Origin of the sequence: Kineococcus indalonis (assembly GCF_009906395.1) — a bacterium.
Taxonomy (GTDB): Bacteria; Actinomycetota; Actinomycetes; order Actinomycetales; family Kineococcaceae; genus Kineococcus; species Kineococcus indalonis.
In genome coordinates, this window is the sequence record NZ_JAAALM010000001.1 from 23,221 (window position 1) to 35,286 (window position 12,066).

The window sequence follows — 12,066 nt, forward strand, 5'->3', positions numbered from 1 at the left end:
AACCCGGCCGGGGCACGTGCCGCACCCGCACGCACATCAACAGGATGTTGACAACGGGGCGTTGATGCCGTGGAGTGGTGGTGTGCCCCTCGACGACCAGCGCCACGCCTCCGACCTGGACCGCTCCCGCGACGCCGTGCACCGGGCCGGTGCCGCCGCCCTCGCCCCCCGGCCCTGGCAGCACCCCCACCAGCCGGCCTCCGACACCGACCTCGTCCGGTTCGCGGCGTGGACCGCGCGCGACGCCGCCGGCGCCGACCCGGTCGTCCTGGACGCCGCGCTGCGGCTGCTCGCCCCCGCCCGGGCCGAGCTCGACCAGCTGGAGTCCGCCCTGCTGTTCGCCGCCCGCGGGGCCGGCATGACGTGGCAGCAGATCGCGGAGCCGCTCGGGCTGGGCTCGGCGCAGGCCGCCCAGCAGCGCCTGCACCGGGTGCTGTCCCGCGCCGGCGACTCGCCCGCGGAGCGCTGAGCGGTGCTGGTCCCCCTGGAGGAGGCGGACGAGCGGTGCGGGGGCAAGGCCGCGAACCTGGCGCGCCTGGTGCGCGCGGGCTTCGACGTCCCGCCCGGGGTCGTGGTCACCGACCCGCTGGGCACCGACGGCTGGGTCGGCGAGCTCGCCGCGGTGCTGCGCCGGCGGCTCGCGGGGCCGGTGGCGGTGCGCTCGTCCGCGCTGGCCGAGGACGGGGCCGAGGCGTCGTTCGCCGGCCAGCTGCACACCGCTCTCGAGGTCACCGACCCGGCGGAGGTGGTCGCGCAGGTGCGCCGGGCCGCCGCCTCGGGCACGGGCCCGGGAGCCGTCGCGTACGCCGCCCGGCTGGGGCGGCAGCCGGCCGCGGCGGTGCCCGTGGTCGTGCAGGCCGCGGTCCCCGCCGAGGTCGCCGGCGCGGTGTTCACCCGGCACCCGCTCACCGGGGCGCGCCAGGTCGTCGTCGAGGCCGCCCGCGGCCCGGGCGAGGCGGTCGTGGGCGGGACGGTGACCCCGTGGACCTGGACGGTCGAGGGCGGCACCGCCACCTGCCGCGCCGGGGCCCGCAGCCGGCCCCTGACGCCGGCGCAGGTCCTGCACCTGGCCGGGACCGCCCGCCGGGTCGAGGAGGTGTTCGGGTGCCCGCAGGACGTGGAGTGGGCGATCGCCGGCGGCACGCTCTGGCTGCTGCAGTCCCGCCCCGTCACCACCCCCGGCCTCGCCCGGCGCGGCGCGCGGGCGCGCGGCCGGCTCCTGGCGAGGGGCACCGCCGCCAGCCCCGGCACCGCCGAGGGACCGGCGCGGGTCGTCGAGGGGCTGGACGGCTTCGCCCGCTTCGCCGCGGGCGAGGTGCTCGTCTGCCGCACCACCTCGCCGGCCTGGACGCCCCTGCTGGCCCGCGCCGCGGCCGTGGTGACCGAGACCGGCGGGCTGCTCGCCCACGCCGCGATCGTGGCGCGCGAGTTCGGCGTCCCGGCCGTCCTGGCCGTCCCCGGCGCCAGGGGCGTGCTGACCGACGGCCGCCGCGTCGTCGTCGACGGGAGCGCGGGCACCGTCGCCGCCGCCGACCCCGAGGAGGACCGGTGAGCCACGCCTCCCCCACCGGGCTGCGGGTGCTGCACGCCGTGCGGACCGCGGGCTGGACCGACGTGCCGCGCACCGCCGCGCGCCTGCAGCTGGCCGAGGACGAGGTGCGCGAGGTCCTCCTGGACGCCCGCGCCCGCGGCTGGACCGTCGTCACCGCCTGGGCCGACGGCGAGGGCTGGTCGCTGACCGAGCCCGGCAAGGCCCACGGCGAGCGGCTGCTGGCGGCCGAGCTCGACGCGGTCGGCGCCCGGGCGGCCGTGGAGGCCGCGCACGAGGACTTCCTGCCGCTCAACGACGTGGTGGCCGCGACGTGCACGGCCTGGCAGCTGGCCGAGCTGGGCATCGGCGGGCACCGCCCCGCCCTCGCCGACGCGCTCGCCGCGCTGCGGGGCGCCGCGGCGGCCCTGGCGGGGGTCGAGGAACGCCTGACCGCCCACCTGGAGCGGTTCGCCGGGTACCACCGGCGCTTCAGCACCGCCCTGGCCCGGGCGGGCGCGCAGGCCGCGTGGATCACCGGGACCGACCGCGACTCCTGCCACCGGGTGTGGTTCGAGCTGCACGAGGACCTCATCGCGACCCTCGGCCTGACCCGCTGAGCCCGGCGGGGCGGGGGTCGGCGCGAGGGCCGGCCTGCCCGAGCCTCGCGCCGGTCGCAGCGGTCGAGGACGCGCCTCAGCCGCGGGTGCGGTGCGCGCGGGCGCTGTCGACGATCTGCTGCAGCGCCGCGACGTGCGCGTCCAGGACGCTCTGCCCGGTGGCGGTCAGGCGCAGGCGGGTCTTGGTGTAGCGGCCGGAGGCGACCTTGCCGACCTCGACGTAGCCGCGCTCGGCCAGGACGGTGACGTTCTTGGACAGGTTCGGCTGGCTCAGCCCGCAGTACTCCTGCACCGCCTTGAAGTCGGCCTCCTCGCACCCGGACAGGTACGCGCAGATGCGCAGCCGGACGGCGGAGGTGAAGGTCTCCTCCAGCACGGGCGCCGCGCCGTCCGCCCCGCCCACCCCGTCGCTGCCGGTGGCGGTGGCGGCCATCAGGGACGCACCCGTCCCCCGGCCACCAGCGCTCCGCGCAGCATCGCGTACCAGGCCGCGCCCGCGGCCACGCCCAGCCCGGCGAAGATCCACGCCAGCTCGGTGCCGGCGCTGAACCCGCAGACCACCAGCACCGCCGCGCACAGCAGGAAGGTGGTGTTCTCCGTGCGGCCCCAGCCTCGGTAGCCGTGCAGGCCGCGGCGGCGGCGCGCGGCCGTGGGCAGCAGGTGGGCGGCCGCGAAGCACAGCGGGCCGGCCGCCAGGAACAGCAGGTGCTGCACGCCGGGCTCGCCCTGGGCGACCAGCGCCACCCCGCCGCCGGCGCACAGGGCGGACGCGGCGGACGCGGCGGACGCGGCGGACGCGGCGGACGCGGCGGACACGGTGCGCGGCGGGGTGGGGCGGCCGGCCGCGAGGCGGGCGCGGCGGACCTGCTCGACCTGAGCGGCGGCCCGGGCCCCGGTGGCGTCGTCATCCATGGCTCGACCTTGAGCATCCACATGCCACATCGGCAAGTGGATGCTCTGGACGTCCGAGGGGCGCCGGGCGGGTGCACGCCCACCCTGCGCTCACCCGGGGTTCACCCGCGCACCGCTGACAGCGGCCCGTCCGCGCGCCACCCTGGCGGGGTGGACCGCCCGCGCCGCGCCGCGCTGCTCACCGCCGTGGTCGTGCTGGTCGTCGTCGGTGCGCCGGCCGTGCTGCCCGCCGGCGCACCGACGACGGGCCCGGTGAGCGTGCCCGCGCGGCTGCCCGGGTACAGCTACCGCACCGGCCCCCTGGAGGCCGCTCCGCCCGGACGGGTCCTGGCGGTGTACCAGCAGGGCCTGGGCGTGGAGTTCCTGGACCTGCCGCAGGCCCTCGCCCTCGGTGCGGACGGTGCCAGCGCCCGCCTCCTGCGCAGCGCGATGGAGCGCGGCGCCCCCGACACCCAGGGCGACGCGGCCCCGGCCCGGGGCCGTGCTGCCCCTGGCGTGGTCGCCGGACTCCCGCCGCCTGGCGTACCTCTCACCCACCGGCCCCGCACACCCCTTCGGCGGCCCCGGCCGCGCCGGGCAGCTGCTGGTCCTGGACGTGGCCGGTGGCCGCGCGGTGCCCGTGCCGGGGGAGGACGCGATCTCGGCGGCCTTCTCCCCCGACGGGGCGCTGCTGGCCGTGCAGCGCAGCAGCGACGCGATCGAGGTGCGCGCGGCGGACGGGCCCGTGCTGCGCACCCTGACCCCGCCGCGCGCCGGTGACGTGCTCAGCGCCGGGGTGGCCTTCTCCCCCGACGGGCGGCTGCTGGCCGTGCAGGGCGACCGGCGCGTGGACTTCCTCGCCGTCTCCGGCGACCCGCGCGAGGCGGTGCCCGCGCCGGTGAGCGCCGACGCGCTGCTGGCGTGGCGCTCGGACGGCGAGGTGCTCGTGCAGGACGTCGGGGCCAGCAGCTCCGCCACGTCCGTGGACTTCACCGTCTCGCGCGTGGACCTGGCCACCGGTGCGGTGCGGCCCGCCACCCGGGTGCCCACCGGCGCCGGGAACTACGCGGTCGTCGACTTCCAGCTGGCCACCGGGCTGGTGCAGCGCCGAGCTCACCCCCGTGGTGCCGCGCGCCGACCGCGGGCGTCCCTCCCTGCTCCTGAGCTCCGCAGGCACCCTGCTGCTCGCCGCCGCCGCGGCCCTGGTGGTGCACCGCCTGGCGCGGCGGTGGGCACGGCGCCGCACCCCCGCGCCCGCCGCCTCGACCGGGGCGGTCCCGGCCGGGTCCCGCCTCGCGTGAACCGGGGAACCGGGGAACCGGGGAAGCGGGGAACCGTCAACCGCTCGCGCAGCGGCGCCGGGTCTGCTCGACGAGCCGCTGGGCGGCGTCCAGCGCGGCGGACAGCGCCGGCGGCCCGCCGTCGGCGGCGGCGAGGACCTCCAGGGCCCGCTCGCTGAACCGCGCGGGGGCCCGCGGCAGCCGCCCGGCGGCCGGCAGCAGGCCCTTCTCGTTGACCACCCACCGCCCCGCGCGGGCGTGCAGGGCGTGGGCGCACAGCGCCAGCGCGCGGAACAGGCACCCGGCCACGTAGGCGCCGTCCCCGCGCGCGGCGCCCTTGCGGGCAGCGGCGACGAGGAACAGCGCCTCCCAGGATCCGGCGACGACCGCCTCGCGCAGCGGCGGCGGGTACTCGGCCGCGGCGCGGTGCAGCGCGCCCAGCTCGCCGGTGGCGTCGGCCAGCACGACCGCCAGGGCCGCTTCCCCGGCGTAGGCGAAGCTGGGCACGCCCAGCGGGTGCCCGACCTGGAAGTGCCAGGAGAAGCGGCCCTCGCACGCCTCGCGCCAGCTGCGCTGCACGCGGTCCAGGTCGCGATAGATCCAGTCCACGGGCACCCCGTCGACGTGGAGCCAGCCGCCGCCGTCGACCCACGGCCCCCACTCCCCGGGCGCGGTCACCCGCGCCCCGGGCCCGGCGACCCGGCGGGCCAGGCGGGCCAGCGCGCCCACGTCCAGGGGCGGGCGGTAGTACAGCCCGAGGTCCACGTCCGAGGACGGGGTGTGCTCACCGCGCGCGCGGCTGCCACCCAGCGCCACCGCCTCGACGCCGGGCACCTCGAGCAGCCCCCGGGCCAGCTCCTCCAGCCGCGCACCGCTGAGCACCCCGACAGCCTGGCACCACCGGCCCGGTGCGGTCTCGCCCCGGCGCCGGGCCGTCTCCACGGCACCTGGACGCTCCGGGCGGGCCGACCGGTCAGGAACGGAGAAGCGCCCGGCCGGGCGAGACCCCTAGCGTCGCCAGTGCGCGGGCACCCGGCCCGCGGGACCCTCGTCGAAGGGGTGGGAGCGATGCCGCCGGAACCCGATCCACCCCCGCCCGGCGGGGACGCGCAGTTCTCCGAGCAGGAGCGGGCCGCGCTGCGCGAGCGCGCCTCGGAGCTGAGGAGGCAGGCCCGGCGCGGTCGCGGCGCGGCCAGGGCCGCCGCCGACGAGGCGGACGTGCTGGCGACGATCGAGCGGATGCCCGAACCGGACCGCACCGCGGCCCGGCGGGTGCACGCGATCGCGACCTCCGCCGGCCTGGCGCCGAGGCCGTACTACGGACAACCCGGTTACACGAGGAGGGGGACGGTCGTGTGCTTCTTCCGCAGCGGGCGGGCGGACGCGCAGCGGTGCTCGACGTTGGGGTTCGGCCCGTCGGCGACCCTGGACGAACCCGGCGGGCTGTGGCCGACGTCGTACGCCCTGCTCGAACCGGACGACGAGGCGTGGGCGCGGCTCGGTGCGCTCGTGGGACGGGCCGCGACCGAGGCCGAGGCGGGTGAGCGCACCGGGTCCGCGGTCCCGGGCTGAAGCGCACCGAGGTCGACCACCCGGGCACCGCGCGCCACGGCGGTGCCCGGTCCCACCGTGCCCGAGCCCGTGGAGCTGGTCCTGGAAGGACCCGCGCAGGCCTTCGCCGACGCCAACTCCACCCCGCCCGCCGCAGACGTCACCGACCTGAGCATCGAGGCCGGGCCCACCGGCGGCGTGCGGGTGCGCATCGTGCCCCCAGGGCGCCGCCGTCGTCTTCCCCGACCACGACCTGGCCCGCGAGGGCGTGCAGTGGTTCTGGGACCAGTACACCACCGACCCCGAGGAGCGCGCGCAGATCACCGCCTCCCCGCTGCGCGACGAGGGCGAGGCGTACGCGGCCGAGCTGCGCGCGGTCGGGGTGCCGGTGACCTCGGTGCGCCACGACGGGACCACCCACGACGTCGTGGGCCTGAACCCGTTGCGGCACACCTGCGCCGCCCAGGCCGCGATCACCCGGGGCACCGCGTTCCTGGCCGGCGTCCTCGGCACCGACCGACCAGCACCGACCGACCAGCACCGACCGACCAGCACGGAGTTCTCCTCGTCCGCCGCCTGGTCGGTGTCAGGAGACGTGCGGTGATCGCTCGGTGAGGACACGCAGGCCGGCCTGGGCGATGCTGACGTCCTCGCTCCAGTGCCCGCCGCAGACGCCGATGCCGCCGATCACCTGGTTCCCCACGGTGATCGGTTCGCCGCCGCCGAAGGTGATGAGGCGGTCGATCTGCGCTGGTGCCCCCAGGGCCAGGGGGGCGTCGTCTCGAATGGTCTCGTGCCAGGCTGCGGTGCTCGTGCCGAAGCCGGCGGCGGTGTACGCCTTGTCGATGGCGACCTGGATCGCGATGACCGGCGCCCCGTCCATGCGGGCGAAGGCGTTGAGGTGGCCGGCGGCGTCGACCACGGCGATCGCGCAGCTGCGGCCGGTGCTGTCGGCGGCGGTGATGGCGGCTTCGAGCACAGCACGAGCAGCGGTGTTCGTCATCGCGGGAACGGTGCGGAAGTGAACCACGGGTTCCTCCGGGAGCTCATCGGTGCAGACGGGTCGGTGGCTGGTCGTCGATGACCGGTCGTCGATGACCGGTCAGGACGTGCAGGCGTCGAACGGGTGGTTCAGTGCCCGGCGGCCGTCGTGGAGCCGGCCGAGGGGGTGACGGCGGCCGAGTCGGTGTCGGAACGTTCCGCACGGACGGGGATTGCGACGGCGGCCAGCAGCGGCAGCGGAAGAACCGCCAGGAAGGCGGGGCCGTGACCGGCGGTACCGATGAGGGCGCCCAGGACCGGTGGGGTCGCGAAGGCCACGGCGTTCTGGGCGGTGTTCTGGATGCCCAGCGCGCGTCCGGACCAGGAACGCCCGGCGTGTTCGGCGACCGCGGTGAAGGCCAAGCCGTTGGGCGCGACGGTCACGGCTGCGGCGATGACCAGAACGACCACTGCGGCCGGGGAGTGCGAGGTGAGGGACAGCAGAACCGTGACGACCCCGACGGTCAAGGCGACGGTGCGCATCAGTCGCAGCCGGGAGGCGACGCGATCGGACCACCAGCCGGCCAGCAGTCGCGTGCAGGCTCCTGCGATCTGAGCGCAGGCCAGGACCCTCCCGGCGGTGGCGGGGTCGAAGTGGTGCGCCCCGACGAGGAAGACCAGGGAGAAGGTCGAGACGGTGAACTGGGGAACGATCAGCAGGGCACTGGCGGCGTGGATGCGCCACAGCACCGGGGTTCGGTACGGCGAGGCGCTGTCCTGCTCCAGCGTGCTCGAGCTGCGTCGGGGATCGCGGGCGAAGACGGCGACCAGGACCGCTGAGCCCAGGCTCAAGGACGCCAGGAGCAGCAGTGCAGGCGTCACTGTCGTCGAGGCCAGGACGGGCAGAGTCAGCGCGGCGACCGCCACGCCAGCCGGTTGCGCGGTTTGACGGCTCTTCGGATCTGCGGGTGGGTAGCTCACCCTGACCCGCGTCGCCGTCGTCGCCAGGGCCGCGTGCCGTCGGCGGCGAGTAGGATGCGGATGCGGTAGTTGGTGAAGTTGCGGAAGCCATGAGCCAGGCGGCGGGTCTTTTCGATGATGAGGTTGATGGCTTCGGTGCCGCCGTTGCTGATGCCACCGGTGTCGAAGTAGGCCAGCACTTCCACCCGCCAGGACCGCAGCGTTCGCCCGAGGCGGGCGATCTCCGGGATGGGGCAACGGTGAAAAGAGTCGAGCACCCGCTCCGCGGTGGCCCGGCCGGCGGCCGGGGTGACGGCGTGGAACATCGACCGCAGGTCTTGGTAGGCGTGCCAGGCCACGGTCACTTCCAGACCGGGGTCACCAGCCTGCAGCGCGGCCTCGAGGCGGGCGCGGCCGCGGTCGGTGAGGTTCTCCCTCGCCGTGGTCAGCAGCCGCCGGATCCGGTAGAGCGGGTCCTTCTTGTGGCCGCGTCGGCCCAGGGTGGCTTGCTGGACGCGGCGGCGGACCTCGTCCATGGCGGTGGAGGCGAGCTTCACGACGTGGAAGGCGTCCAGGACGGTCACGGTGTCGTTGGGCAACTCGGTGCGGATGGCGTTGGCGTAGCCGCGGAACGGGTCGAGTGAGGCGTGGGTGATGCCGTCGACGAAGTCGCGGGTCTGGGCTCGGATCCAATCGGCGTAAACCGGCCCGGAGCGGCCGAGGTAACGTCGAGCAGGCGGGCGTGGATCCGGCCGTCCTGGTCGCGGGTCAGGTCGACGATGGAGGTGACCGCCCGGTCGCGGTGGCGGGCTGACGGCTTCCAGATGTGCTCATCGACCCCGAGCGTGTCCACTCCGGCCAGCCGCGCGGCGCGGGCGGGTTCGTCGTTGAGGTCCTGGTGGGCTCGGGTGCGGATGGCGTCCATCAGGGTGTGCCAGTCCACGCCGAGCTGGCGGGCCAGGGCGCAGACGGTGGAGTCGTCCCATCGCAGCGTCTGCACGGACCACTCAACAGCACGGGCGGTGAGCTTGGCCCGCGCGGGCAGGGCGGGGTGCTCCTCGGACCAGACGCCGGTGGGGCAACGTTGTTCGCGGCAGCGCCAGCGTCGCTTGCGCCAGATCAGTTGCACTGGTGTGGCGAAGCAGGGTGCGTCGGCCAGTCGGTGTTCGCGCCGGCCGTGGTCGGCGGCGAGGGTTCCGCAGGTTCGGCAGGCGACGACCTCGGGTGGGCCGGTCTGAACGGTCAGGCGCAGCAGCCCGCGCGAATGCTCGGCGTCGGTGCCGGGGTTGAGGCGCTCGACGGTGAGCAGGTGCAGGTTCTGCAGCCCCAGCAGTTGATCGGCGACGGAGCATGGCCCGGTGGTGTGGGCGGGGGTGGTGGGGCTGCAGGAGGAGTGCAGGATGCAGCCGTTCGTTGGTCAGTGGCCGGGCCAGGAAGATCCGCGGCCGGGCTCGCCGCGGGAACGGTTGAGCCCGGCTGCGTGGAAGCTACTTGCTGTCGATGCTGAAGGCGCCGGAACTCGCTGCGGCCTGCTCCTGCAAGTCCCGCCAGGCGGTGGTGTCACCGCTGAGGGCGTCGAGGAGGTAGGCGGCGACGGCGTCGGCGACGAGGGCGACGCGGGCGGGGTCCTCGTCGCTGGTCTCGCGAACGGCTTCGCCGGCGACGCCGCCGAGGGTGTGCTCGCCGTCGGTGATGGTGAGCATCCGCTTGGGGGTGGGGCTGAGGTGGAAGGCGTCGGTGAACCAGTCTGGTCCGCGGGTGGACATCGCCGACTGATCCTTGCCGCCGGTGACGATGAGGGCGGGGGTGGTCATGGTGGAGTAACCAGGGCGCATGAACGGCAGGTGCTCCAGCGCGAACGGGGTCAGCGTGTCACCGGTGCCGGTGGTCGCGATGAGCGCGCCCGCCTTCACGGCGGGGTGGGTGAAGTCCTCTCCCGGGGTGCCGTCGGCGTCCAGGACGCGGGCCCCGAGCAGGGCGCCGGTGCTCTGTCCGCCCCAGGAGTGCCCGACGGCGGCGACGCGGCCCGCGTCGACGCGGGGGGTCAGGCCGGGGACCTGGTCGAGGACGTCGCCGAGGTGGTCCAGGACGGCGTGCAGATCGGCGATGCGGACCCGCCAGATGGTGGAGAAGCGGGGGTCGTCGAAGCCGATGCGGTTGCGGCGGGAGTCCAGGTGGGTGGGCTGGACGACGACGAACCCGGCGGCGGCCCAGCGGTCGACGAGGGGTTCGTAGCCGTCCATGGACCAGGCGTTGCCGTGGGAGAAGACGATGACGGGCAGGTCCTGACCCTGCGCGGGTGCGGTGACCTTGACCTGCAGGTCGAGGCTGCGTTCGATGCCGTGGCCGGTGGTGGGAACGGTGATGGGCTTGACCGCGATGAGCTGACGGTCGAGGGCTTCGGGCATGGGATGTCCTTGGAGGAGGGCCGGCTCTGCCACACTGGCGGAGCATCGTTCCGCCAAAGTTAGCGGAACACTGTTCCGCCAGCAAGGGAGGGCGTGGTGACCCCCACGACCGGAGTACGCCAGGCCGGCATGCAGCGAAGCCGCGAGGCACTGCTGAGCGCGGCGACGGAGGCGTTCGTCGAGCACGGCGTGCAGGCCCCGGTGCGCGACGTCGCCGAACGGGCCGGGGTCGGTGTGGGCACGGTCTACCGTCACTTCCCCACCCGCGCGGACCTCGTGGGCGCTGTCTACCGCCACCAGGTCCAGGAGTGCACGGCCCTCGCGGCGTCCCTGCTCGAGCAGCCGATCCCCGCAGTCGAGGCGCTGGAGCGGTGGATGGCGGCGTTCGTGGACTTCCTCGTCACCAAGCACGGACTCAGCGAGGCCCTGCTTTCAGAAGACCCGAGCCTGGTGAATCTGCACGCCTTGATCCTCGAGGAGCTGGTGCCGGCGTGCTCGTCCTTGCTTGCAGCCGGCCAGGACGCCGGGGAGGTCGACCCGCAGGTCACCGCGTTCACGTTGCTGCGCGCGGTGGGGAACCTGTCCATCCCCGGGCCGGGTTACGGCAGGGATGAGGCCCGACAGATGGTCACCCGCCTCCTCGCCGGGTGCCGGACCGCGGTCACTCACTCCCCTCGCGAGGGATGAGCTGCACGGTCCTCACCGGATAGGTGGGCGGCCGGACCTGGCGAGTTGAGATCTCAGCCGTCGCCGTGGAAGTGGTAGCCACACCTTCCCACCCGCAGATCCGAAGACCCGGTTTGACGCAGCCCCATCGCCAGACCGCGTTCCCCGGCGGCGAACCAGCCCATGATCAACCGACCGCTCGAGGCGTGCACCGCCGCGCCGGCCGCGCCGGCGAGGAGGAAGGAGCAGCCCATCGTGATCGGGTGGTGCGCGCGGCTGGTCAACAACAGCACCGTCCCCGCCAGGCCCAGACCGGTGGTCATGACGACGCGTTCGCCCCAGCGGTCGGCAGCAGACCGGCCGACCAGCGGGTGCTCGCCACGGGTTGCGCCAGGTGCGCACCGTCGTACGCCTCCCGGGCGCGCCGCAGGGCCGCTGCCGCCTCGGCGGGGCGGCCGGCCACCGCGTCCGCGCGGACCAGGCTCGCCGCGGAGCGGTGCCAGGCGGCGCGCTCGCTGTCGGTGACCGCAGCGGCCGGCGCCCGGTGCGCCTCGACCCGCTCGGCCACCGACGCCGCCCCGTACACCGCCCCTTACACCGCCGAGCGCGGCAGGGGGTGGCGGAACCGCAGCCGGTCCAGGACCACCGTGACCAGGTCCGCCCGCTCCAGCGGGGTGAGGTGCGGGCGGCGGGCGGACGCCGGACCCACCCCCCGCCACGGCCACCCGACCGGTGCCGGAGCCGGTGCGGCGCGGCCGCGCCGGGAGGACGATGGAGGGGCACGCACCCGGCGCCCCGGCGCGCCCCGCAACGAGCAGGGAGGCGGTCCCCGTGAGCGGACAGCAGGAAGCCGAGGACCCCGGCGCGCGGGGCGCGCCCGACCCCCGGCAGCGGTACCGCACCCTGCCCGAGCCGGTCCCCCTGGACCGCACGATCGAGGGGCAGCGGTCCCGGCCGGTCCCCGACCCCGCAGCGGGTCGCGACCCCGACCGCGACGCCGTGCTGCGCCACCCCGGCTGAGCGGCCCCCGACGACCCGCGCACCGGCCCGTCGGCCGAGCCGGGGTGGAGGTGTGCGCCCCCGGCCGCTCACCTATCGTCGTCGTGCCGGCCGAGCACCACCCGCACCACCGATGTCGACCACGGACGCCACCACGGAGAACCCATGCCGCCCACCCCCCG

The 12,066-nt window shown here is 75.9% G+C and carries 15 protein-coding genes and 2 pseudogenes; 7 read left to right on the top strand and 10 right to left on the bottom strand.

Features of this window, described 5'->3' with window-relative positions:
* Positions 1-82: 82 nt before the first annotated feature.
* Genes GTR00_RS00130 through GTR00_RS00140 form a run of 3 tightly spaced genes read left to right on the top strand, consistent with a single transcriptional unit; the run spans position 83 to position 2,148 of the window.
* Positions 83-469, top strand: coding sequence for a hypothetical protein (locus GTR00_RS00130; protein WP_166609635.1), 387 nt, complete (start codon positions 83-85; stop codon positions 467-469).
* A gap of 3 nt (positions 470-472) precedes the next feature.
* Positions 473-1,552, top strand: a complete 1,080-nt coding sequence (locus tag GTR00_RS00135; protein WP_166609636.1) for a PEP/pyruvate-binding domain-containing protein — start codon at positions 473-475, stop codon at positions 1,550-1,552.
* Positions 1,549-2,148 (top strand): hypothetical protein, encoded by a 600-nt coding sequence (locus GTR00_RS00140; RefSeq protein WP_166609637.1) that lies wholly within the window; start codon positions 1,549-1,551, stop codon positions 2,146-2,148. The genes GTR00_RS00135 and GTR00_RS00140 overlap by 4 nt, the downstream gene beginning before the upstream one ends.
* Before the next feature lie 76 nt (positions 2,149-2,224).
* Here the strand turns inward: GTR00_RS00140 and GTR00_RS00145 are convergent, their stop codons facing one another.
* From GTR00_RS00145 to GTR00_RS00155, 3 genes are all read right to left on the bottom strand, one after another.
* Entirely contained in the window at positions 2,225-2,581 is a 357-nt protein-coding gene (locus GTR00_RS00145) for a transcriptional regulator (protein ID WP_166609638.1), read from the bottom strand.
* Entirely contained in the window at positions 2,581-3,060 is a 480-nt protein-coding gene (locus GTR00_RS00150; RefSeq protein WP_166609639.1) for a hypothetical protein, read from the bottom strand. Before GTR00_RS00150 ends, GTR00_RS00145 begins: the two co-directional genes overlap by 1 nt.
* Before the next feature lie 1,316 nt (positions 3,061-4,376).
* Positions 4,377-5,201 (bottom strand): nucleotidyltransferase family protein, encoded by an 825-nt coding sequence (locus tag GTR00_RS00155; RefSeq protein ID WP_323132102.1) that lies wholly within the window; start codon positions 5,199-5,201, stop codon positions 4,377-4,379.
* A 186-nt stretch (positions 5,202-5,387) separates the two neighbouring features.
* Here GTR00_RS00155 and GTR00_RS00160 point away from each other — a divergent pair, with 186 nt between their 5' ends.
* A complete protein-coding gene (locus tag GTR00_RS00160) occupies positions 5,388-5,891 on the top strand; it encodes a DUF1801 domain-containing protein (protein WP_166609640.1) in 504 nt (167 codons plus the stop codon).
* Between the two features lie 232 nt (positions 5,892-6,123).
* A pseudogene (locus GTR00_RS00165) lies at positions 6,124-6,474 on the top strand (alpha/beta hydrolase fold domain-containing protein); the annotation flags it as partial.
* Here the strand turns inward: GTR00_RS00165 and GTR00_RS00170 are convergent.
* The 6 genes and pseudogenes from GTR00_RS00170 to GTR00_RS00190 all read right to left on the bottom strand — a co-directional run bounded on the left by GTR00_RS00170 (position 6,457) and on the right by GTR00_RS00190 (position 10,219).
* On the bottom strand, positions 6,457-6,873 hold the full coding sequence (locus GTR00_RS00170) for a GlcG/HbpS family heme-binding protein (RefSeq protein WP_166609641.1): 417 nt from the start codon (positions 6,871-6,873) through the stop codon (positions 6,457-6,459). The pseudogene GTR00_RS00165 and the gene GTR00_RS00170 overlap by 18 nt on opposite strands.
* Positions 6,874-7,001: 128 nt before the next feature.
* The gene (locus GTR00_RS00175) at positions 7,002-7,832 is read right to left on the bottom strand and encodes an MFS transporter (protein ID WP_323132104.1); all 831 of its coding nucleotides are present in this window, start codon (positions 7,830-7,832) and stop codon (positions 7,002-7,004) included.
* Positions 7,829-8,500: a transposase gene (locus GTR00_RS00180; protein WP_323132108.1), complete on the bottom strand. Its 672-nt coding sequence runs from the start codon at positions 8,498-8,500 to the stop codon at positions 7,829-7,831. The genes GTR00_RS00175 and GTR00_RS00180 overlap by 4 nt, the downstream gene beginning before the upstream one ends.
* Positions 8,392-8,940, bottom strand: a complete 549-nt coding sequence (locus tag GTR00_RS25320; protein WP_407659559.1) for a hypothetical protein — start codon at positions 8,938-8,940, stop codon at positions 8,392-8,394. The genes GTR00_RS00180 and GTR00_RS25320 overlap by 109 nt, the downstream gene beginning before the upstream one ends.
* Positions 8,941-8,949: 9 nt before the next feature.
* Positions 8,950-9,213, bottom strand: a pseudogene (locus tag GTR00_RS26140) (hypothetical protein); the annotation flags it as partial.
* Between the two features lie 85 nt (positions 9,214-9,298).
* Positions 9,299-10,219: an alpha/beta hydrolase family protein gene (locus GTR00_RS00190; protein ID WP_166609643.1), complete on the bottom strand. Its 921-nt coding sequence runs from the start codon at positions 10,217-10,219 to the stop codon at positions 9,299-9,301.
* A gap of 96 nt (positions 10,220-10,315) precedes the next feature.
* Between GTR00_RS00190 and GTR00_RS00195 the strand changes: the two genes are divergently transcribed.
* Positions 10,316-10,906: a TetR/AcrR family transcriptional regulator gene (locus GTR00_RS00195; protein ID WP_323132105.1), complete on the top strand. Its 591-nt coding sequence runs from the start codon at positions 10,316-10,318 to the stop codon at positions 10,904-10,906.
* A gap of 53 nt (positions 10,907-10,959) precedes the next feature.
* On the opposite strand, the gene GTR00_RS25325 is transcribed toward GTR00_RS00195, so the two are convergent.
* Positions 10,960-11,787 (bottom strand): MFS transporter, encoded by an 828-nt coding sequence (locus GTR00_RS25325; protein ID WP_323132106.1) that lies wholly within the window; start codon positions 11,785-11,787, stop codon positions 10,960-10,962.
* On the opposite strand from GTR00_RS25325, the gene GTR00_RS00205 reads away from it, so the two are divergent.
* Positions 11,717-11,905, top strand: coding sequence for a heme biosynthesis protein HemY (locus GTR00_RS00205; protein ID WP_166609645.1), 189 nt, complete (start codon positions 11,717-11,719; stop codon positions 11,903-11,905). The two genes, GTR00_RS25325 and GTR00_RS00205, sit on opposite strands and share 71 nt — an antisense overlap.
* Positions 11,906-12,066 lie beyond the last annotated feature (161 nt).

Coding starts and splice junctions, on each gene's coding strand:
- GTR00_RS00190 (WP_166609643.1), bottom strand. CDS start 10,219: ATGCCCGAAGCCCTCGACCGTCAGCTCATCGCGGTCAAGCCCATCACC.
- GTR00_RS00160 (WP_166609640.1), top strand. CDS start 5,388: ATGCCGCCGGAACCCGATCCACCCCCGCCCGGCGGGGACGCGCAGTTC.
- GTR00_RS00150 (WP_166609639.1), bottom strand. CDS start 3,060: ATGGATGACGACGCCACCGGGGCCCGGGCCGCCGCTCAGGTCGAGCAG.
- GTR00_RS00170 (WP_166609641.1), bottom strand. CDS start 6,873: ATGACGAACACCGCTGCTCGTGCTGTGCTCGAAGCCGCCATCACCGCC.
- GTR00_RS00145 (WP_166609638.1), bottom strand. CDS start 2,581: ATGGCCGCCACCGCCACCGGCAGCGACGGGGTGGGCGGGGCGGACGGC.